This window comes from Flavobacterium columnare NBRC 100251 = ATCC 23463 (assembly GCF_002530675.1).
Classification (GTDB): domain Bacteria; phylum Bacteroidota; class Bacteroidia; order Flavobacteriales; family Flavobacteriaceae; genus Flavobacterium; species Flavobacterium columnare.
Genome location: NZ_PCMX01000026.1, coordinates 1 through 21,969, shown reverse-complemented (window position 1 = coordinate 21,969; position 21,969 = coordinate 1). Strand labels below are relative to the sequence as shown.

The following is a 21,969-nucleotide window of genomic DNA, read 5'->3' as shown; positions in this document are numbered from 1 at the left end:
ATGGTAGACATAACACATAAAAGCAATTCATTACGTACCGCTGTAGCACAAGCTATTGTAAAGGTAGGTAGTCAAGATACAATAGAAGCTATAATAAAAAAAAACGTTCCTAAAGGCGATGTTTTTGAAGTTTCTAAAATTGCGGGTTTATTTGCCGTAAAAAACACATCAAATGCTATTCCTGATTGTCATCCGCTACCTATAGAATTTACCTCAGTATCACATGATATCCAAGATTTAAATATTCAGATTATCGTTACAGTCAAAACAATTTATAAAACAGGGGTAGAAGTAGAAGCTATGCACGGGGCTTCCATTGTTGCACTAACTATGTACGATATGCTAAAACCCATTGATAAATCCGTGGAAATACATAGTATAAAACTAATAGAAAAAAAAGGAGGGAAATCAGAGGTTAAAACTATTGATAATCAACTAAAAATTGGAATTATTGTTTGTTCTGATAGTATTTCAGCAGGGAAAAAAACAGACTCAGCAGGGAAAACCATCATTAAAAAAATTCAAAAATTAGGATTAAAATCTTCTTTTTACAAAATAATCCCAGATGAAGTTTTAGATATTCAATTAGAAGTAATGAACTTGTTTACAAATCAATTTGATTTAGTTATTATAACAGGAGGAACAGGACTATCAGCTCGGGATATTACTCCTGAAGCCATAATACCATTATTAGATAAACGCATTCCAGGTATTGAAGAAACCATCAGAAATTATGGACAACAGCGTACACCTTATGCAATGTTATCAAGAAGTGTAGTAGGCTTTAGAGGGAATACACTTATTATGGCACTACCAGGTTCGACTAATGGTGCTGGAGAATCTATAGATGCAGTATTTCCTTCAGTATTACATCTTTTTAAAATTATTAAAGGTTTTAACCATAACCAGTAAAAATATGCTCACGGACAATTTTGGTCGATTTCATAATTATTTACGCATTTCAATTACTGAAAATTGTAATTTAAGATGTACCTATTGTATGCCAGCTCAAGGAATTAAATTAACTCCTAAAAAGCATATAATGACTGCAGATGAAATCCTGCAAATTAGCCAAACTTTTATTGGTTTTGGCGTCAATAAAATAAGGTTAACTGGTGGCGAACCTTTAGTTAGAAAAGATGCCAAAGAAATTATAGAACAACTTTCAAAATTAAATATTGAATTAGCAATTACAACCAATGGCATTTTAGTAGATCAGTACATCGAAACTTTTAAAAAAGCAGGCATACATTCTGTTAATATAAGTTTAGATACGCTCCAACAAGATAAGTTTTTATCTATAACACGTAGAAATCAATTTGAAAAAGTTCTTAAAAATATTCATTTGTTAATAGAAAATGATTTTCATGTCAAATTAAATGTTGTTTTGATAAAAGGATTTAATGATAATGAAATTTTAGACTTTATTCACTTTACAAAAGAGGCTCATGTACAAGTTCGTTTTATTGAATTTATGCCTTTTGATGGAAATGAATGGAATAAAGATATGTTGGTAAATTATGATGAAATTTTAGAAAAAGTTTATGCCAATTATAAATCAACTCATATTATAAGAGAACCTGATAAACCTAATGATACAGCTAAAAATTATAGAATTGCTGATTTTAAAGGACAATTTGCAATAATAAGCACAGTTACTAATCCTTTTTGTGATAGTTGCAATAGAATACGATTAACAGCCGATGGAAAATTAAAAAATTGTCTATTTTCAAAATTAGAAACCCCATTACTAGAACCCCTAAGAGAAGGGAAGAACATTATTCCTATAATAGAAAAATCTATAACTTCAAAATATAAAATAAGAGGAGGATTTGATACAACAGAATCTTTTAGTAATCCGTTGAATTATAGTGCAAACAGAAGTATGATCACTATTGGAGGTTAATTAAAAATCAATTCCTAACTAGAACTGATAAAAGTCATACAAACTCAAATAGGACATTTTTATCTTTATATAAAATTAGAAGTATTATGAGCAATTTAAAAGAATCGCACAAAATTTTATTTTTAAATACACTGGCCTTCACAGTATGCTTTGCCTGTTGGACATTAAATGGTGTATTAGTAACTTATCTTGTTGATAAAGGTATTTTTAATTGGAATATAGTTCAAGTAGGCTGGTTATTAGGTATTCCTATTTTATCAGGTGCAATCTTTAGACTTCCAATAGGAATTTTAACTGACAAATATGGAGGAAAAGTTGTTTTTTCAACCCTTTTATTTGTATGTGCCTTTCCATTATTTGCCTTAACTACTGCTACCACATTTTGGGCATTTGCACTACTAAGTTTTTTATTTGGTTTAGTAGGAACCAGTTTTTCAGTAGGAATTGGCTATACCTCAGTTTGGTATCCAAAAGAATGGCAAGGAAGAGCATTAGGTATTTTTGGAATGGGAAATGCTGGGGCAGCCATAACTACTTTTATTGCCCCTACATTGTTAAATAAATTTTCAGAAACAGATTCTCAAAACGGATGGAAAATGCTACCTGTGCTATATGCTATTACGTTAGTAGTTATAGGCTTTGCCTTTTTAATATTTGCTAAAAGCAAAAAAATAGATACAAAATCTAAAACTTTATTAGAACAATTACAACCATTAAAGAGCGTGAGAGTTTGGCGCTTTGGGGTATACTATTTTTTAGTTTTTGGTTGTTTTGTAGCCTATTCACAATGGTTATTACCCAATTTCATGAATGTATATCATACCAGTTTAGTAACAGGAGGATTATTTGCTACAATGTTTAGTTTACCCTCAGGTGTAATTAGAGCTTTTGGAGGATATCTATCAGATAAATTTGGAGCTAGAAAAGTAATGTATTGGGTTTTAGGATCATCAGTAGTTATAAGTTTTCTACTTATTTTTCCTAAAATGGAAATTATAACAGATGGTCCTGGAGTTTTAGCTACCACAAATGGTCCTGTTAAAATAAAACACAACATAATACAAGTTAATAGCAAAGCACATAAAATAAATCTTAAAAAGGAAAGTCATATAAAAGAAAGTACTCTATTACCCATAAAATCCTCTTGGCAAGAAATTGTAGTACAACAAAACCAAGAAGTAAAGAAAAAAGAATTATTAGCAAAAGGAATTACACAAATTAAATTCAGTGCTAATATGTGGGTATATCTTGTATTAGTTATACTAATAGGTATTTCTTGGGGAATAGGAAAAGCAGCAGTGTACAAACATATTCCAGAATATTTTCCTAATCAGGTGGGATTAGTAGGAGGTATGGTAGGACTTATAGGTGGATTAGGTGGATTTTTAGGACCTATTATTTTTGGATATTTATTAAATACCACAGGATTATGGACCAGTTCTTGGATATTTATTTTTATTATTTCAAGTATTTGTTTGATATGGATGCACAATACCATTATTAAAATTTTAAGAATAAAAACACCTGAATTTTCAAGAGATATAGAACACGATCATTAATAAAAAAAAAAATATGAATACTTGGTTAAATCAATGGGAACCAGAAAACGAAAAATTCTGGGAAGAAACAGGAAGTAAAATAGCTTGGAAAACGCTAACCATAACAACATTATCATTAATATTATCTTTTGCCTCATGGTTTATGATGAGTGTTATAGTAGTTAAGTTACCAGGATTAGGTTTTTCATTTAATAAAGACCAGTTATTTTGGCTTGCTGCTATACCAGGTATAGCAGCAGGGGTCTTACGTATGATACATACTTTTATACTCCCTATTTTTGGTACAAGACATATAGTAGTTTTTGCAACATTCATTAAATTAATTCCTGTAGTAGGTATTGGTTTAGCTGTTATGAATACGAATACTCCTTTTTGGGTATTCATGGTATTAGCTTTTACAACAGGTTTTGGAGGAGGCGATTTTTCTTCTTATATGCCAAGTACAAATATGTTTTTTCCAAAACGATTAAAAGGAACAGCATTAGGCATTCAAGCAGGTATAGGAAATTTTGGTGTATCCTTAGCCCAATTTGTAACACCTCTAGTTTTGAGCGTAGGCTTGTATGGTACTCCCTCTTTATTTACAACGATTGATGCTAAGCAAGCTAAAGAAATAGTAAAAAATACAACTCTTGAGCAACAAATAGCAATATTTGAAAAAATGGAACCTAAAAATCAAGAAGCTTTATTAAGCAATGTAAAGCCCAAAGTTTTAGATTCTGTAAAGAGAGCAATCAATTCAACAAAAAAGACAACAATATTTAGGAATTTACCGTTAAAAGTGAGAGTAAAAGTTATTGCAAATGCAAATCCTAAATTAGCTGAAAAAATATTAAACGAATTACAGCCCAACAATAAAGCAGTTACGCATACAGAAATTTATATTCAATCCGCAGCTTTTTGGTATATTCCTTTATTGGTTTTATTGTCAATCATAAGTTGGTTCTATTTAAAAAGTATCCCTATGAAAGCCTCTATCAAGGAGCAAATGGATATTTTTAATAATAAACATACTTGGTTTTGTACTATTACCTATGTAATGACTTTTGGAACCTTTGCAGGGTTATCAGCTGCATTTCCACTAATGATTAAATTTTTATATGGTGATTTTCCTAATGCTCCAGACCCATTAGTTTATGCTTTTTATGGCCCCTTAATTGGTTCAGCAACACGTGTGTTATTTGGTTTTGTAGCAGATAAAGTAGGAGGAGCAATCTTAACTACACTAACAGGTATAGGAATCTTATTAGGATGTATTATTTTAGTTACTCAAGGTCTTTTAGCACCTACAAGTATTGATCAGTTCCCCATGTTTGTGAGTGTTATTTTAATGATGTTTTTCTTTACAGGTATGGGCAACGCAGGTACTTTTAGACAATATCCCATCATCTTTTCAGAAAATCAACGCCAAGCTGCAGGAGTTATTGGTTGGACAGCAGCTATTGCAGCCTTTGGTCCTTTTATCTTCTCAAAATTAATAGGAAATAATATTACAAGTAACGGAACTGCTAATGAATTTTTTATAGGAGTAATCGTATTCACAGCATTAGCAACCCTCATCAACTGGTATTACTATAATAAAAAAGGGTGTGAAAGACCAAGTTAACGTAATAAAACTTAAAAAATGAAGTTAAAGAATTTAAATTTTAACGCACTCCTTATAGCCACACTATCTTGTATAATAATGATAGTACTCGTTTATTTAGGTTCACGAAATTTGCAAAATTTTGATGCCGCCTTAATCACCTATCTATTTGGAACTGTATTTGCTTTTTTTGGGATCGTGTACCGTACTTCTGTATGGCTACAAAGACCGCCAACATGGATGTATTTTAAACGAGGAATACACTTCCTATTTACAGGAAAAGTTTTTAACCATTTGGTATTTGTAATCAAAGAAATTACAGGAAATATAGTCCTACAAAAGTTTATCTATCCTAGAAGTAAATACCGTTGGTTAGCCCATTTTATGATTGCTATAGGTTGTATTTCAGCATTTATGATTACTATTCCGTTAACCTTTGGTTGGATACATTTTACGTTAGCACCAGACACAATAGATTTATATCAAGCACACTTTTTTGGGTTTCAAGTATTTTCGTTCAAACTAGGTTCTATAACAGCTTTTTTAACCTTTCATGCCCTAAATTGGTCTTCTTGGTTTGTAATCTTAGGTTCGTTATATTATTTAAAAAGACGATTAACCAATCCAGGGTTAATTGCTACTCAAACATTTGAGGGCGATTTATTACCCCTTATTCTATTAATAGCTATTTCGGCTACTGGATTAGGATTAACCTATTCATATCAGTTTATGAAAGGTTTTGCTTTTGACTTTTTAGCTGTTTTACATGCAGTAACTGTAATCTTATTTTTAATATGGATTCCCTTTGGAAAATTCTTTCATATTATTCAAAGACCCGCTCAAATTGGAGCTCATATTTATAAAATAGAAGGAAAAAAACAACAAGGAATGGCCGTTTGCCCACACACAGGAAAAGAATTTACAACCCAATTGCATATAAACGATTTAAAAATAGTAACACGCAAATTAGGATTTGATTTCTCTAAACCCGATGGAACGTCTCATTTAGATTTAAGCCCTGAAGGGAAACATTCTAAAATAGCACAAGCACACCTTAAAGCAAGACAAGAAGGTGGAAATTTATTTGGATAAAAAACAAAAAAAATGGCAAAATTACCCGTATCAATAGAAAAAATTATAGAAGATTTTGGTCCCCACCTGAACTACGCTCCTAAAGAAGGGTATGTAGGAAGAGACGAACCTGATGCTGTAGTAGAAACACATTGCTGTTTTTGCGGTATGCAATGCGGAATAAAACTTCTAGTAAAAAATAATAAAGTAGTAGGCTTTGATCCTTGGAAAGAATTCCCTTTTAATGAAGGACGACTGTGTCCTAAAGGAGTACAACGATATCTACAAAACAATCATCCAGATCGCTTACTCAATCCAATGTTTAGAGTAGAAGGAAAAGGTTTTATAAATACTACTTGGGAAGAAGCAACGAACAAAACCGTATCTGAAATCAAAAGAATTCAGCAAACCTACGGTAATGATGCTTTTTCTATGTTGTCAGGTGTTTCATTAACCAATGAAAAAAGTTATTTAGTTGGTAAATTTGCCCGTGTAGCTCTTAAAACAAAAAACTTAGATTATAACGGTCGCTTGTGTATGGTAAGTGCAGGAGCAGGAAACAAAAAAGCTTTTGGTTTAGACAGAGCTTCTAATAATTATTCTGATTTAGAACATGCTGAAGTCATAATTGTAGCAGGAGCCAATGTTAGTGAAACCTTTCCAACCTTAACCCATTGGATATGGAAAGCACGAGACAACGGAGCTAAATTAATAGTAATTGACCCTAGAATCATCCCTTTAGCTCGTACCGCCGACATTCATCTAGACATATTACCAGGGACTGATTCAGCTTTATATGGTGCTATGCTAAAATATTTAGTTGATCATGATATGCTCGATCACGATTTTATTAATAATCATACTTCTGGTTTTCAAGATACAATAGATGCAGTAGAAAGTTATACGTTAGAATGGGCAGAGGAGGTAACAGGTATTAGTAAAGAAAAAATAGAAGAAGCCGCTAAACTTTGGGGAAAAGCTAAAACTTCCTTCTTATTACACGCTAGAGGAATCGAACACCATTCAAAAGGAGTAGATAATGTTTTAGGATGTATAAATCTCGTTCTAGCTACAGGTAGAATAGGCAAACCCTATTGTGGATATGCTACCATTACAGGACAAGGAAATGGTCAAGGGGGACGTGAACATGGTCATAAATGCGACCAACTACCAGGAAATAGAGATATTGAAAACCCTGAACATAGAAAATATATTTCTGAAGTTTGGGGGATTAATGAAGCCGATTTACCAGGTAAAGGATTATCAGCCTATGAAATTATTGAAGCTATTCATCGCGGCGAAATAAAAGGATTACTTTCTATTTGTTTCAATCCATTGGTTTCTTTACCCAATAGTAATTATGTTCGTGAAGCCATAGAAAAACTCGAGTTTTATGTCTGTATAGATTTCTTTTTAAATGAAACGGCTCGTCATGCAGATGTTATTTTAGCAGGTTCATTACAAGAAGAAGAAGACGGAACAACCACTTCAGCAGAAGGTAGAGTCATCAGAATTAGACAAGCCGTAACACCTCCAGGTAATGCACGTAAAGATTCTGAAATATTATTAGAATTAGCAAAAAAATTAGGAGTTCAAGACAAATTTTCCTATAAAAACAACGAAGCTATATTTAATGAACTAAGAGTAGCTTCAAAAGGAGGTACAGCCGATTATTATGGTATTAGTTATAAAAAAATTGAAGACAATATGGGCATATTTTGGCCTTGTCCATCAGACGACCACCCTGGTACACCAAGACTTTGGGAGGATAAAAAATTTAGAACTCCTGATGGTAAAGCACATTTTAATCCAGCACCATACAAATTACCAGGTGAGGTAACAGATGATGAATACCCAGTTACCTTGACAACAGGTAGAGTTGTTTCGCAATATTTAAGTGGCACACAGACCAGAAGAATAGGTAAATTAGTTGATCAATACCCTGAACCATTAGTAGAAATTCACCCAGAATTAGCGCAAAAATATAATATACAACAGAACGAATTAATAAAAGTTTCTACTCGTCGTGGTCAAGGGGTATTTCCAGCTAATATTGTAGAAACAATACGAAAAGACACCGTATTTATCCCTTACCATTGGCCAGGAGAAAAATCAGCAAATTTATTGACACCAGGAACTTTAGATCCTATATCAAAAATACCTGAATTTAAAGTTTCAGCTTGCAAACTAGAACCTTTAAAAACAATGGCACTGAGTCCTTTTGTTACAAAAGCCTATGCAAGTAAATAAAATATAAAAAAATTATGAGTAATTATACCTCGTTTAATAAAAATGAAGAATTCTTTGTAGATATGCAACGCTGCATAGGTTGCAAAGCTTGTGAAATGGCTTGTGCTGAATGTGAAACAAATGGTCATGACTCTATGATACACGTGAACTATGTAGAAAGAGCTACTACTATACAAACCACCGTACAGGTATGTATGCACTGTGAAGATCCTGTTTGTGCAAATGTATGCCCAGCCGATGCAATTTCTAAAGACGAGTTTGGAATAGTACATACCGCTAATACAGAACGCTGTATAGGTTGTTCTAACTGTGTTATGGCCTGTCCTTTTGGTGTTCCTAAAAAAATAGAATCTTATGATCTAATGATGAAATGTACTATGTGCTATGATCGAACCAGTATAGGAGAAAAGCCTATGTGTGCAACCGTATGTCCTAGTGGTGCTTTATTTTATGGAACCAAAGAAGAAATTAAAAAAGCAAGACCTAATAGCTCCCCCGTTAATAAGTTCATCTTTGGAAATGAAGTAGTCTGGACTAAAGTAAATATCATGATGCCAAAAGGAAAGACTGAATTGATTATTTATTAAAATTTTAAACGATGTCAAAAGAAAGTAATATAAATAAAAATTGGAAAAAAGATTTCCCTATTCATAAGCAAGAAGCGGCACAAGTTAGCCGACGTGATTTTGCAAAGTTCTTAACTCTTGTCTCTGGTGGATTAATGGTAGGTAGTGGCTTAGTAGCGGCTAAAGCTTATTTATTTCCTAAAGAGGAAATAGAAGGCGAACAATTTGTATGCAACAAAACGGATATCCCTATAGGTGGTACTAAAGCTTTTCAAGTAAAAGGTAGCGATGTACCTTATATACTTATACATCTTGAAGATGGAACTTTTAGAGCTTATGAACAAAAATGCACCCATTTATCCTGTGCTGTATATTATAAACCAGGTTCGGGTCAGATCATTTGTCCATGTCATGAAGGGCATTTTGATGCTAAAACAGGAGAAGTATTAGCAGGACCACCCCCTAGACCTTTGCCTCAATTAGCAGTAATTGAAAAAAAAGAAGGATTATATGTAAGAGCAATAGGATCATAAACAATTTAAAATTTTACTTATGAGTACTTTCAGAACAGGACAAAATATAGCCAATACTAGAAAGTTAAATGCCATACTTTCAACCATTATATTTATACTAATATTAAATATAGCTATTCAGATATGGTTGTTATATGCAGCATTAAATAATGCTTTAGACAGTCATAAAGAAGTTTTAATTCCAGCCTTTATAGCTTCAGCCATTTTATTTATCATAGGATTAGGTGTATTATACTTTCTACCCTCAGGAAGCAAAAAAGAATAGCACTATAAACTTTATTTTTTATTGGATCTTTAAAGAAAATAAGTTTTTTATGTTTTAATTTATTTTCTTTAAAGATTTTAATTTTAAGTATTTTTTTATAACATTATTTAATATTTAATGATTTTTTATTTGTACTTTTATACTAGGTTATTGTGAGCTAAAAGTTAAAACACTTATTTTATTGTTTAATATCTATAGCCTTTACTACATCAGATTGTAGTGAATTACTCAAATTATTGAATACAGTTTAATGAATTAATATTAAGTTCTTAGTTTTACCAATCATTTCAAAATGTGTTTAGCCTCTAGTTCACGGCATTACGATCTATACATTTTTTAGTTGAGTAAAATAATTAATTAAACGGGATTCTAATATTATTGTCTCTTTTTTCTTCTATAAATAGTGTTTTTTACCGATTAAAATTGTTTTTTGTCGATTTTTATCTATAATATACTTGATACTATTAACATTACGTACTTTTGTATAAATTTTCATAGAAAATGAAGAGAACGTTACCCCTTTTTTGGAAAATTGCTCCCACAGTTTTCCTATTCGTATTCGTAATCCTGTTTAGTCAAATTTCAAAAGCCCAATGCGGTGGAGATGATTCAGGAGTTATTACGGTTTGTGATATTACTAATCCAAGTAGTAAAGCTATTGATCTATTTTCTTTATTAGGAGGCAATCCTGTTAGAGGAGGAGTTTGGCTAGATGATGAATTATCAGGAGGATTAAATCCAACAACAGGCATCCTAAATGTCCAGAAAATTAGAAGAAGTGGTAAGTATACTTATACTTACACGGTTTCAAATGTTTCTGGCTGTGTAGATACCACTGGTACTGTAGAGGTAACAGTAGGAAATTATGCTGGTGTTCCAGGACCAAAAGGAACTGCTTGTGGAGATAATGTTTATAATTTATTCTTATTATTTGACGGAACAGGATCCAATAATATAAGCCCTCAATTTAATGGAGTATGGGTAAATGAAACGAATAATTTAGGCGTTTCATCCAACTTTTTTGATACTTCTGTCGAAAATCTAAAAGAACCTAAGACTTATACATTTTCTTATACCGTAAATGAAGTAAATGAATGTCCTGCAAGTAGAGCTATAGCGCAGTTAACTGTTTATCCACCAGCTCAAGAAGGTACCCCTTTACCCCTTAGAATTTGTAATAACGAGGATTTTTCAGTATATCAAAATATAAATTTGTTTGATAGATTAGAAGGAGAAGATCCAGGAGGGAGATGGTATGATAACAATAATACAGGTGAATTAACTTCTTTAACAGATTCTTTTATAAATGTTGAAAGAATCTACAAAAAATTTGGAGTAGGATCTTATTCTTTTACTTATGAAGTATATCCTACTAATCCAATATGTGATAAAAAAAGATCAGTTTTTGTTATAACAATAGAAAATTTTATAGATTACTCAAACATATCATTAGTCGTTACTCCAAATAAAAGATGTATTGATGAAGTTCAAACAACTTCTTTTAACGCTATATTATCTCAAAATCCAGTTTTAATACCAGATGGTAATTATTGGGTCACTTATAATGTTGTAGGCGATCACGGTAATTATTATAATACTAAAGAAAGAATTGAATTTAAAAAAGGAGTTGCTGATTTTACGATTCCTAATATGAAATTTAATATATCAGGTAATTATTCAGTTAATGTTACAGATCTTGTGTATGTTGATGCGTTAGGAATTTGTCCTAATAATTTCAAAGATCAATCATTTATAGTTAAAATTAATCCCTTACCTAATCTCCAAAATAGTATTTTAACTGTAAATGAAGTTTGTCAAAATTACAATGCTAATGCAACTATAAAGAATGCCTTGTTGTTAGAAAATGGTAGTTATTCTATTCTATACAATTTGAGTGGAGCCAATGTAGCAGTTAACCAATTTCTAACTTTTAACGTATTAGGAGGAGTTGCTAATTTTAGCATACCTAAGAATTTATTGCTTAATGCTGGAAAAACAGAAATTGTAGTTACAAAAATAACGAATGATGAAACAGGATGTTCAAGTATAGTTGACTTAAGGAATATCTTTAATGTAAAGCCTTTGCCTTTCGTTTCTAATTTAAAAGTATTAGTTAATGATGTATGTAAGGATAAAGAAGTTGAAGTATTTATTACAGGTTTAGAATCATTAAAACACGTCAAATTATTTTATGATCTTAATGGAACTAACAATTCTTATAATAATGAAATAGATTTAGATATAGTTTCAGGGAAAGCTAAATTTATCTTACCCAAAAAAGTATTACCCAATATAGGTATTACAACAATATTATTAACTGAGTTGACCAATATAGATAACTCTTGTAATATAGCTTTGAGTAATATTATAGATACTTTTAATATATATAATTATCCAGAATTGCCTGTTGTATCAGATCAAATTTTTTGTGAAACAGAAAATGCTACAATACAAAATTTAAAACCACAAGGAAAGGACTACTTATGGTATAGCTCAGATCTTTCTATTAATTCATTATCTAATACTTCTCCATTAAAAACGGGTAAGTATTATGTTTCAAAAATAAATTTAATAACAGGTTGTGAGACGGAGCGAGTACCTGTAAATGTAAATATTGATATTGTTGAAGCACCAACATTAAATCCAAATGGAGAAATTTTTTGTGGATTGAATAAACCCACAATTAAAGATTTGTCTAATAATACGAACACTCCTTCAACTATAGAATGGTATGATGCTTTAGCCGCAGGAAATTTAATACCCCCTTCTAATCTACTACAAGAAGGAACGACCTACTATGGATTTAGTACAAATTCTGCAAACGGATGTAAATCAAAAGAGGTTTTAGCTGTGACTGTTTCATTGACAGATTGCAATGTTCCTGATAACTTTTTTATTCCTGATGGCTTTTCTCCTAATGGAGATGGTGTAAATGATACTTTTCATATTCCGAATATAGAATTTGTTTATCCTAATTATACTATTGAAATTTATAATCGATATGGTAATTTGTTGTTTAGAGGGAATAAAGACAATAATTGGGATGGTAAAAACTCTGCCTCAACTAATTTGGTTGGCTCAGTAGTCCCTAATGATGTATATTTTTATTTAATCAATTTTAATAAAGATAATATTCCAGCAAAACAAGGACGTCTATATTTGAATCGTTAATATCATTAAAGTAATAAAATCAATGAAAAAGTATATATATATAGGCTGCTTATTTTTAATTAGCCTTACGGATTTTGCTCAACAAGATCCCCAATACACACATTATATGTATAACATGAGTGTAGTAAATCCAGCGTATGCCACTGCGAAACAATCTGTTTTAGATTTAGGAGTTTTATATCGTTCACAATGGGTAGGGGCTATAGGATCTCCTAAAACAATGACTGCTTTTGCTCACATACCCCTAAATAAAAAAATAGAGGTAGGAGCTTCATTAATTACAGATGATGTAGGAAGCGGTGCCAAAAAAGAAAATAATTTTTATGCTGATTTTGCATACATACTTCAGTTTGGAGGTAGCCAAAGACTATCATTTGGTATGAAAGCTGGTTTTACCAATCTAACAACTAACTTTAATGGTTTTCAGTTAGAATCAGGAAACACGATTACAGATCAAGCTTTCAATAAAAATATAAATGCTTTTAAACCCAATGTAGGGGTTGGAGCGTATTATTTTTCAGATAAATACTATATGGGAATTTCAATGCCTAATGTTTTACCTACGCAATACATTGAAGAGCGTCAAGGGGTTAATCAATTAGGATCCGAAGAACTGCATCTATTTGCTACTGCAGGGTATGTATTTAATATAAACGATATGTTGAAAGTAAAACCTTCTGCTATGGCAAAAATTGTTAAAGGCGCTCCTTTTTCATTAGATATTTCAGCAAATGTTTTATATAATAATCGTTTTGAGTTAGGTGCTTCTTATAGATTAGATGATTCAGTAAGTGGTTTGATGGCTATTAATCCAACTAAAAACTTTAAATTGGGTTATTCATACGATCATACATTATCTAATTTAGGACGTTTTAACTCAGGTACACACGAAGTATTTTTAATCTTTAATTTAGATTTATTGAGTAAAGGATATGATAAATCGCCACGATTTTTCTAAAAAGTAATACTAAATTGCTTTAAAAAGGGTATAGCTATAAGCATAAAGGTTTAAAACCATAATATGATGTGCCCTCAAAAATAAAATTTAAACACATGAAAAGATTATTATATATATCAATACTTTTATTTTCATTATTTGGATTAGCCCAAGAAAATAAATTAGAACGAGCAAGAAAATATTTTAGTAGAACCTATTATAGTGAGGCAATACCATTATATGAAAATTTGTTAATAGAAAACCGATCGCAAGAGGTTATTCAAAACCTTGGGGATTGTTATTATTTTACAAATGATTTAAAAAATGCACAGAGATATTTTCGTTTTTTGATTAAAAATTACGGGAAAGATTTGTCAGAAGAATACTATTTTCGTTTTTCAGAATCATTAAAAGCTACTGCTAACTACGCTGAAGCCAATCAAGTTTTAATAGATTATTACTCTAAAAAAGGTAAAGTCTCAGAATTGGCTTTACTAGAAAAAGAATTAAAAATATTAGAAAATGTTACAGCTATTGGTGAACGCTTTAAAATTAAAAATTTAGGAATTAATACTAATAAATCTGAGTTTGGAGCTGTTGTTTATAATAACAAATTAGTTTATGCAGCCGCTAAAAAAGAAACAGGATTTTTAGATAAAATATACAAATGGAACAACGAATCTTATTTAAATTTAGTATCAGTTCCATTAGGAAATATTTACGCAAAAGATTCAATAGTAGATTATTTTGCAAAAGAATTAAAATCCTCAATGCATGAAGCCACCCCTGTTTTTACAGCAGATGGGAAAACTATGTATTTTACAAGGAATTTTACAAAAAAAAGTGGAAAAAGAGCAAAAAATAGTGAAAAAATTTCAGTATTACATATTTATAAAGCAGAATTAACAAACGGTAAGTGGAGTAATATAACTTCGTTACCTATTAATAACCCTAATTTTTCTACTGCTCATCCTGCTCTAAGTCCCGATGAAAAAACACTTTATTTTTCATCTGATATGCCAGGAAGTAAAGGATCTTTTGATATTTATAGTGTTGAAATTAATGAAGGTCTATTCGGAATCCCAAAAAATTTGGGTAGTCAAATAAATACAATCCATCGTGAACAATTTCCTTTTGTTTCAAATGATAACAAACTATATTTTTCATCTAATGGACATATAGGTTTTGGAGCTTTAGATGTTTTTGTTTCTGAAATTATTAACGAAAATTTTTCTAAACCAATAAATGTAGGCTTGCCTATAAACTCTGGAGTAGATGATTTTGCTTTTATGATTAATTCTAATACAAAAGAAGGATTTTTTTCATCTAATAGAAAAGGAGGAAAAGGAGGAGACGATCTTTATTCATTTGCAGAAATAAAACCTCTAATTATTGAAGATTGTAAGCAATATATAACTGGTATAATTACTGATATTGATACAGCCTTACCACTAGAAGGAGTAAAACTAATTTTGTATGATTTAATAAATAAAAAAGATTTAGAAGTTCTGTCTACAGATTCTAATGGCAAATTTAGGTTTACAGTTCCTTGCGAAAAAGGGTATATTGTAAAAGCTTCAAAAGAAGGTTATACAGACGATAAACGTTCGTTATCTATTCAAAAAGAGCGTAACAAAGAAAACGATGCTTCTATGAAATTAAAATCTTTAGCTAAAATTCAAGAAGAGCAAACTCTTGCGGAACAAGCTAAGAAAAAAATAGAAGAAGAAACAAAAGAAAAACAAAGAGCATTAGCAGAAGAAAAGAAAAAAGAAAAAGTAAAAGAAATTCTAGCTAAAGAAAAAGAGATCGTTGCTCAAAAAGATAAATTAATCATTAAAACGGATCCTATTTATTTTGATTATGATTTATGGTATATTCGTAAAGACTCTAAAGCCGTATTAGATAAAGTAATAGAACTAATGAAGAGATACCCCGATATGGTTATAGAAATTGGCTCGCATACTGATATAAGAGGAGGGAAGACCTATAATTTAGTTTTATCTGAAAATAGAGCAACCGCTACTAAAGATTATTTTATAGATAAAGGAATAGAATCAAAACGTATTATAGCCAAGGGATATGGAGAAAGTCAGCCAGTTATAAAATGTACTAACGAAGAATCTTGTACAGAAGAAGAACATGAATTAAATCGCAGAAGTGAATTCATTATCAAAGATCTATAAAGCGTAAATAGAATTATTTAAAAAATCGTTTCAATATATATTGAAGCGATTTTTTGTTTTTTATAATAAAACCTTCAATAGAGTAGAGTTATTTTTTTAACAGAAAAAAGAAAAAACCATTGATATGATAAATATTTTCTAAATTTGGGTTTTTTATGAATAAATTTACATAAAAAAATGTTTTCTAAAACTTGTGAATATGGAATTAGAGCAACGATTTTTATCGCTTCTGAGTCTGTAATTAATAGAAAGATGAGCCAAAAAGAAATAGCAGATCAAATAGATTCTCCAATGGCTTTTACTGCTAAAATCTTACAAAAACTGGTGCATAAAGATATAGTTTCATCATCAAAGGGCAGTGGTGGCGGATTTTATATAGAAAAAAGTAAACTAAAAAATATTACACTTCTAGAAATTATTGAAGCTTTAGATTGCGATTCTATAGTAAAAGGCTGCGGTCTTGGATTGAAAGATTGTTCAGAAGAGCATCCTTGCCCATTTCATGATAAGTTTAAAGATATAAAATCTAATTTATTAACGATCTTTAAAAGTACTACTCTAGAAGAACTAGCTTCAGGAATTAAAATAGGCAATACCTTTTTAAAATATTAAATGATATAATGACAAAAGTCATAAACTGATATTTTTTAATAAGATATTTTTGTCTTATTAAAGGCTTAAATATTCTTTCCTTTCTATTAGACTTAATCATTTTGTATAGAAGTTTAAACGCAGATTATGCGTTAGCCTTTCTGATAAAAAAGGAATGGAAATTTTTCCTTACAGTTTTAGTTTTGTTAGATTGAGGGGGGAAAAGAGTACTTTTTTAGATTTAAAGTCATTTTTATCTGTAATGAATTTTCAATGCGTAATCAGGGTTAAATTAGAATATAAAAAATAGGTAAAGAGATGGATTATATAATAACAAAGAAGTAGAAAAGCTGATTATAGTTCTAAGAAATATAGTATGATAAAATATTATGATCTATTTATAAAGTATGGCGCTGTAGAAAAAATAGTTAAAAAAAATGAAGTAATTTTTAATGAAGGGGAATCGGCTTTATTTTTTTACCTTATCATAAGCGGAAGTATCCGAATGTTTAATAGGAATGAAGAAGGAAAAGAGTTTGTACAAGGATACTTTTCAAGTGGCCAAAGTTTTGGGGAACCTCCTTTATTTATTGATGAAAATTATCCAACTACAGCAGCTTCTATAAAGGACAGTACCGTTTTAAAACTTTCTAAAAAGAACTTTTTTAAGATGTTAGAAGAAATACCAGAGCTACAGATGTTATTTATTAAAATTTTGTCTAAAAGAATTATAGGTAAAGCTAAATCATCAAAGGATATAATAAATCAAAATACAGAACAAAAAATAATATCTTTTTTAATGATTCAAAAACCTGAAAGCGTACAGGAAAAAATTCATATTCCGTTTACTCGTCAGGAAATTGCAAATTTTACAGGACTTAGAGTAGAAACCGTAATACGTGCTTGTTCAAAATTAAAAAGATCAGGTATTATTGAAATTATTAATCATAAAATTTATTTTTAATGAAAATTACAAATAAGAATTGGGCATTAATTTCTATTTTTAATTTATTAATAGTTGTAGTTCTAGGTACTTTAATGCGCTATAAAATTGCTTTTGAATTTCCTTTTTTTCAACAAAAAAACCTACTTCACGCGCATTCACATTTTGCTTTCTCAGGTTGGATTAGTCAAACATTATTTTTCTTATTAGCGGCATTACACAAACAAGAGAAATATAAGAAATATAATATTTTATTATTAGTAAATTTAATTTGTTCTTATGGAATGCTTGGTTCATTTATCATTCAAGGTTACGGATTAATATCAATAATAGCATCAACTTTGTCTATAATTATAACTTATTTTTTTACGTATTTTTTTTTAAAAGATAACAAAAAAAATACTCTTTCAAATATGTGGATTAAAGGAGGCCTGTTCTTTAATTTTATTTCTACTTTAGGAACTTTTTTTCTAGCTTATATGTTAGCTACAAAAAACATTAATGAAAATATGTATCATTTTTCTATTTATTTCTATTTACATTTTCAGTACAATGGTTGGTTTCTTTTTACAATAATTGGTTTATTTATTAAAAAACTCTCCTTGGAAGCACAACTTATAAAAAAGCTAACAAACTATTTTTATCTATTTTTTATTTCTTGTATTATAACCTATATCTTTTCCATACTTTGGGTTGAAGTTCCTAAATGGGTGTTTCTATTAACTGCTATATTTACATTTCTCCAACTCTTTTTTTGGTTTAAAATGCAATACCTCTTTATTACTAAATTTAAAAACCAATACGAAACACTTCCTTTAATTTTAAAAAGAATTTTATTAATAATACTTATAGCAACTACTTTGAAATTTGTTTTACCAATAGGTTTACTTATAAATGAATTAAAACATTTTGTATATAGTAATAGAACCATAGTAATAGCATATTTACATCTAGTATTTTTATGCATAATTACTTTATATTTATTAGCAAACATATTTATAGAGCAAATATTATGTTTAAAAAAAATGAGTATATTAGGGATTGGTTTATTTTCCTTAGGAATCATTTTTAACCAACTCTTTTTATTCAGTCAAGGAGGATTACCCTATTTTGATATTTATTTACCTCTTGCAAATAAAATGTTAGTTTATATCTCTTTATTTATGCTAACAGGTATATTATTTCTACTTATTTCACAAATAAAAAACAAGAGATCATTTAAGAAATCTAAACCTAAGAATATTGATTAAAGGATTCTAAAGGCAGAAAATTATTTTATACTTTTGTTAACAATTTTTTAAAAATCAGAACCTTATCTTTGAAAAAACTATTTAGATGATACGATTTATAATAGCAGCTACTACTTTTTTAGCTTCTTTGCTTACACAAGGACAAATAAAAGTTCCGCAAGCAAGTCCTAAAGCTCTTTTTACACAAACTGTTGGTCTAACAGAAGTAGAAATTGAGTATTCCCGTCCCAGTATAAAAGGAAGAATTGTTTTTGGAGACCTAGTCCCTTTCGGTAAGATATGGCGTGCAGGTGCAAATGCTAATACAACTATTAGTTTTACTGATGATGTAACAATTAACGGGGCTACCTTAAAAAAAGGAAAGTATGCTTTATATGTAATGCCTAAAGCAGAAGAATGGGAAATTTATTTTTATAATGATACCAACAATTGGGGAACTCCTGAAAAATGGGATGATGCAAAAGTAGCTTTAAAAACATCTGCTAAAACTGAAATATTACATAAATCAGTAGAAACATTTACTATAGGAATTTCTAATACAGATTTTAACGGAGCCAACCTTGATTTCTTATGGGAAAAGACAGCTGTATCCTTACATTTTGAAGTACCAACAAATAAAACAGCTATTGCTTCTATTGATAAAACATTAAACGGACCTACTTCAGGAGATTATTTTGCCGCTTCACAATATTACTACAATATAAATGGAGATCTCAATAAAGCCTTAGTCTATGTTAATAAAGCCTATGAAATGAATGAAAAAAAACCTTTTTGGTACACTCGCCTTAAGTCACAAATTCAAGCCAAGTTAGGCGATTATAAAGGAGCTATAGAAACAGCAAAAAATTCATTAGAGGGAGCAAAATCTGCAAATAATCTTGATTATATAAAGATGAATGAAGAAAGCATAAAGGAATGGACTAAAAAATAATAAAATTATTAATTCTTAGAAAAGAGCTTAGATTGTTTTTAATCTAAGCTCTTTTCTATTTATATCTATTCCACTATAAAACTTAGTAAAGAATTTTTGATAAAAAAGTGATAACAACAAGAAAAAACTCAGAATGTGATTAAATGATAAATATCATTTTTTTTATAACTATTTAGTCCTAAATTAGAGTACGAATAAAAAGAACTAAATATTCTTAAATAGATAGACTATCATAACTAAAACTTATATATATGAAAACCATTTTAGTCCCTACTGATTTTTCAGATGCAGCTAATGACGCGAGCCTTTTTGCTTTGGAATTAGCCAAAAAAAATCAAGCAAAAGTACTTTTATTACATACCTACAGTTTACCTATAGTAGATGTACAGTCTGGTGTACTAAGTGCTAATATGCTTTATTCCAGTGTTGATTTAGACGAATTTGAACTTTTCAAAGAAAACAATAAAAAATTGGAAGAATTAGCTTACTCAAAAGGATTAGAAGCTGTAGAGATCCATCATAAAATTGTTTTGGGAGAATTGAGTGTAAGTATCAATCAGTGTGTAAAAGAAGAGAAAGTAGATTTTATCATAATGGCAACTTCAGGAGATGATGATTGGTTTTCTAAAATTATGGGAACTAATACGGATTCAGTCATCTTAACCGCAAATGTCCCAACTTTAGTATTACCAGAAGGATGTAACACCAAAGAATTAGAAACTATAGGATTTACTACCAGATTTAGAGAAAAAGATAGAGAACCTTTTGCACAAACAGTAAATCTAGCAAATAAGTTAGGATGGTCTGTTAAGTGTTTACACGTTATAAACTCAGAGAATGAAGTATCAGAAGATATTATAAATTCTTGGAGAAAAGAATTTGAAAATGAAAAGGTTAGTTTTATACTTAATAAATCCGAAAACGTGGTAGACGCTATTGAGTATTTTATTAACCATTATCAAATCGATTTATTAGGAATGGTTACTTACAAAAGAGATTTTTTTACGGAATTGTTTACTAAAAGATTAACTCAAAAAATGACACATCGGGTACATATTCCAGTACTTGTTTTTCATGCTTAGTAATTCTAAAGTTATAAATTAAACTAAAAAACAAGAGGCTGTCCGAAAAGGTGGTAATCCTCTCATTTCACTTCATTGAGTCTCTTTTCTAGTTGACCCCAAGGGGGGAGAACTCGAACGGAGTGAACGGGAAGTTTAAGTTGTATAATGTTAATAATTACATTTTTTATTAACCTTAAAAGAACAAACGAAACCTAAGTTATTCCTTTTTCGGAGAGCCCTTGTTTTAGTATACAGTTTTTATTAAAAGATTAGAATTCGCTTTCAAACATTACAACTTTTTCTCTATAATTAAAAAGAAATATGATCTAATACATATTTAGTAAATTTTATAGCTCCTTGGTTATTCAAGTGACCACAAGATGAAAAATAATGATCATCTGTTACCGCATTTTCAAAATTATAAATCTCAGGATAGATTTTATTTATCTTATCAAAATAATCCATTCCTTCAGTGCTTTTACACATAGGAGTCATTACTAAAATTAATCGAATATTATTTTCTTTACAAATTTTCTTAATATCATCTAAATAACGGTTACGAATAGGTTTTAATCCTGAAATATTATTTTTCATTCTTTTCCAATTAGTTCCATTTAGAGGGTAATAACCATTATGATCTAATAAATTTGTTTTTTTCTTAAGAAAGGACTTGTTTACCTCTCTAAAACCAATTTTAGCGTCAAATTTTATGTATCTATAAAAAGGAATATAATAAAGTTCTAAAAAGTCATTTTCAAATTTAAAATGATCTTTTATAATGGAATTAGTATGTAAATAGGGCATAAAACGAGCTGTTGTTCCCTCGTCTCTTTTTTCATTACATACGCTCAAATCTGCTTCTAATAATAAGTTTTTAATTTTAAAATTTTGTTGAAGCATTATTTTTAACATTAAATTGGTTTCAAAAAGATGTGAACCACTCATTCCGAAATTAAATGTTTTATAACCTCTTTTTTTAAAAAGAGAGGGGACAAAATGATTATTAGCACGGGAGGTCCCCATAATAATAACATCATACACTTTTTGTTTTGTATGTAATACATATTCAATCTTATTCCTTTTAGCTGAAGATTTAAGAATAAAAGTATAAAATAAATCCAGAAAAATACTACTTATTAGAACAATAAATAAGAGTAATAC

The 21,969-nt window shown here is 29.9% G+C and carries 18 protein-coding genes; 17 read left to right on the top strand and 1 reads right to left on the bottom strand.

Annotation, left to right across the window (positions count from 1 at the left end; translation table 11 throughout):
• The 17 genes from moaCB (at position 1) to B0A78_RS04455 (ending at position 20,826) form a co-directional block, all read left to right on the top strand.
• Positions 1-912, top strand: a complete 912-nt coding sequence (gene moaCB / locus B0A78_RS04535; protein WP_014164543.1) for a bifunctional molybdenum cofactor biosynthesis protein MoaC/MoaB — start codon at positions 1-3, stop codon at positions 910-912.
• 4 nt (positions 913-916) lie between these two features.
• Positions 917-1,906 (top strand): GTP 3',8-cyclase MoaA, encoded by a 990-nt coding sequence (gene moaA, locus B0A78_RS04530; RefSeq protein WP_138425033.1) that lies wholly within the window; start codon positions 917-919, stop codon positions 1,904-1,906.
• Positions 1,907-1,992: 86 nt separating this feature from the next.
• A complete protein-coding gene (locus B0A78_RS04525; RefSeq protein WP_065213610.1) occupies positions 1,993-3,465 on the top strand; it encodes an MFS transporter in 1,473 nt (490 codons plus the stop codon).
• 13 nt (positions 3,466-3,478) lie between these two features.
• Positions 3,479-5,071 (top strand): magnesium transporter MgtE N-terminal domain-containing protein, encoded by a 1,593-nt coding sequence (locus tag B0A78_RS04520; protein ID WP_065213611.1) that lies wholly within the window; start codon positions 3,479-3,481, stop codon positions 5,069-5,071.
• 18 nt (positions 5,072-5,089) lie between these two features.
• Complete coding sequence (locus B0A78_RS04515; RefSeq protein WP_065213612.1) at positions 5,090-6,142, top strand: MFS transporter; 1,053 nt, start codon at positions 5,090-5,092, stop codon at positions 6,140-6,142.
• Between the two features lie 12 nt (positions 6,143-6,154).
• On the top strand, positions 6,155-8,371 hold the full coding sequence (locus B0A78_RS04510) for a molybdopterin oxidoreductase family protein (RefSeq protein ID WP_077225293.1): 2,217 nt from the start codon (positions 6,155-6,157) through the stop codon (positions 8,369-8,371).
• Between the two features lie 14 nt (positions 8,372-8,385).
• Positions 8,386-8,958 carry a 4Fe-4S dicluster domain-containing protein gene (locus B0A78_RS04505; protein WP_014164549.1) on the top strand — a complete coding sequence of 191 codons (573 nt, stop codon included), beginning with the start codon at positions 8,386-8,388 and terminating at the stop codon, positions 8,956-8,958.
• 11 nt (positions 8,959-8,969) lie between these two features.
• On the top strand, positions 8,970-9,470 hold the full coding sequence (locus B0A78_RS04500; RefSeq protein ID WP_014164550.1) for a Rieske (2Fe-2S) protein: 501 nt from the start codon (positions 8,970-8,972) through the stop codon (positions 9,468-9,470).
• 19 nt (positions 9,471-9,489) lie between these two features.
• Positions 9,490-9,735, top strand: coding sequence for a DUF6755 family protein (locus B0A78_RS04495; RefSeq protein ID WP_014164551.1), 246 nt, complete (start codon positions 9,490-9,492; stop codon positions 9,733-9,735).
• A gap of 501 nt (positions 9,736-10,236) precedes the next feature.
• Positions 10,237-12,906 (top strand): gliding motility-associated C-terminal domain-containing protein, encoded by a 2,670-nt coding sequence (locus B0A78_RS04490; protein ID WP_065213614.1) that lies wholly within the window; start codon positions 10,237-10,239, stop codon positions 12,904-12,906.
• A gap of 22 nt (positions 12,907-12,928) precedes the next feature.
• Positions 12,929-13,864, top strand: a complete 936-nt coding sequence (locus tag B0A78_RS04485) for a PorP/SprF family type IX secretion system membrane protein (RefSeq protein WP_065213615.1) — start codon at positions 12,929-12,931, stop codon at positions 13,862-13,864.
• Positions 13,865-13,959: 95 nt separating this feature from the next.
• Positions 13,960-16,029 carry an OmpA family protein gene (locus B0A78_RS04480; protein WP_065213616.1) on the top strand — a complete coding sequence of 690 codons (2,070 nt, stop codon included), beginning with the start codon at positions 13,960-13,962 and terminating at the stop codon, positions 16,027-16,029.
• Between the two features lie 177 nt (positions 16,030-16,206).
• A complete protein-coding gene (locus tag B0A78_RS04475; RefSeq protein WP_014164555.1) occupies positions 16,207-16,641 on the top strand; it encodes an RrF2 family transcriptional regulator in 435 nt (144 codons plus the stop codon).
• A 355-nt stretch (positions 16,642-16,996) separates the two neighbouring features.
• Positions 16,997-17,584, top strand: a complete 588-nt coding sequence (locus B0A78_RS04470; protein WP_014164556.1) for a Crp/Fnr family transcriptional regulator — start codon at positions 16,997-16,999, stop codon at positions 17,582-17,584.
• Positions 17,584-18,813, top strand: coding sequence for a hypothetical protein (locus B0A78_RS04465; protein ID WP_065213618.1), 1,230 nt, complete (start codon positions 17,584-17,586; stop codon positions 18,811-18,813). The genes B0A78_RS04470 and B0A78_RS04465 overlap by 1 nt, the downstream gene beginning before the upstream one ends.
• Positions 18,814-18,898: 85 nt before the next feature.
• Positions 18,899-19,744: a DUF2911 domain-containing protein gene (locus B0A78_RS04460; protein ID WP_065213619.1), complete on the top strand. Its 846-nt coding sequence runs from the start codon at positions 18,899-18,901 to the stop codon at positions 19,742-19,744.
• A gap of 251 nt (positions 19,745-19,995) precedes the next feature.
• Entirely contained in the window at positions 19,996-20,826 is an 831-nt protein-coding gene (locus tag B0A78_RS04455; RefSeq protein ID WP_014164559.1) for a universal stress protein, read from the top strand.
• A 291-nt stretch (positions 20,827-21,117) separates the two neighbouring features.
• Here the strand turns inward: B0A78_RS04455 and B0A78_RS04450 are convergent.
• Positions 21,118-21,969: hypothetical protein (locus B0A78_RS04450; RefSeq protein WP_106425336.1), on the bottom strand; the 852-nt coding region annotated here is incomplete at its 5' end.